Origin of the sequence: Photobacterium sp. WH24, assembly GCF_019204055.1 — a bacterium.
GTDB lineage: Bacteria > Pseudomonadota > Gammaproteobacteria > Enterobacterales > Vibrionaceae > Photobacterium > Photobacterium arenosum.
Map to the genome: position 1 here is coordinate 1 of NZ_JAGSOZ010000048.1, position 1258 is coordinate 1258.

Here is a 1258-nt window from a genome sequence, read left to right on the forward strand (position 1 = left end):
TGTAGTGGTCAAGTAAAACTGGCCACAGTTTTAGAGTCATTCCAGAATAACCGTTCTGACTCATTTGGCGTCAGACCACCGTTATATTGATGTGGCCTGATCTCGCTGTAATATTCCGTGATGTACTGTGTGATTGAACGCTGCGCCTGGGCAAAATTCTCATATCCTATTGATGGCACCCATTCTGTTTTTAAACTTCGGAAGAATCGCTCCATCGGGCTGTTATCCCAACAATTTCCTCGGCGGCTCATGCTTTGCTCAATCTGATATCGCCAGAGAAGTTGCCGAAATTTCAGACTGGTGTAATGCGAGCCTTGATCACTATGGAACATCACATTTTTCGGCTTCCCTCTTGCCTCAAAAGCTATTGATAGCGCTTTACCCGTTAAGTTGGTATCCGGCGATAAAGACATTGCCCAACCGACGGGTTTTCTTGCAAAGAGATCGATAACCACGGCTAAATAAGCCCAGCGCGTTCCAACCCAAATATACGTGACATCACCGCACCAGACTTGGTTCGGCTCCGTCACGACGAACTGGCGGTCTAATTTATTAGCGACTTCAACATGTTCTTGAGTCGCTTTCTTGTAAGCATGCTTAGGCAGCTGACAGCTCACTAAGCCAAGCTTTTTCATCAACTTACTAGCACGATAACGGCTCAGTGGTATTCCTTTTGTCGTCACTATCTCTGCGATAGTTCGAGCTCCCGCAGAGCCATTACTGATGCGGTACGCGGCTTTAACTTCGCTACATAACTCGACGAAATCAGAATTAATCGCCTTGGGGCGGCCAGACCAATATTTGTAACTGCTTCGATGAATGCTGAACACATCACAAAGTGTAGAAACACTGTGGCTCTGCTTGAGTTTCTCGACTAGCGAGAATTGTTCAGCGAGTCGGACATCAAGAGAGCTGTAGCCTTTTTTAATATTTCATTATGTTCTTCGAGGCGAGCCAATTTCTTCTTTAACTCACGGATCTCGATTTGTTCTGGCGTCATCGGAGAAGCTTTAGGTGAAACGCCTTGCCGCTCTTCTTTGAGTTGGCGAACCCACTTATCCATGGTGGATTTACCGACATTCATTGCCTTGGCTGCTTCAGCTACCGAGTAGCCCTGGTCAAGAATCAACTGCGCGGCTTCAAGTTTAAACTCGGGGCTAAATGTTCTTCTGCTAGGTTTTGTCATTGTGTCACCTGTTAACTTCTGAGGTGATGATATCACCTCTAATCAGGTGGCCAAATTAACTATGCCACTACA

Annotated in this window: 1 protein-coding gene; it reads right to left on the reverse strand. The window is 46.1% G+C overall.

The annotated features are described in order from the left end of the window. Nucleotides 1-8: 8 nt before the first annotated feature. Nucleotides 9-1186, reverse strand: a protein-coding gene (locus KCG43_RS21255) for an IS3 family transposase (RefSeq protein ID WP_218387453.1) whose coding sequence is annotated in 2 segments (ribosomal slippage) — nt 9-928 and nt 928-1186 — 1179 coding nt in all. Because the reading frame shifts where the segments join, the coding sequence is not laid out codon by codon here. Between the last annotated feature and the right edge of the window lie 72 nt (nt 1187-1258).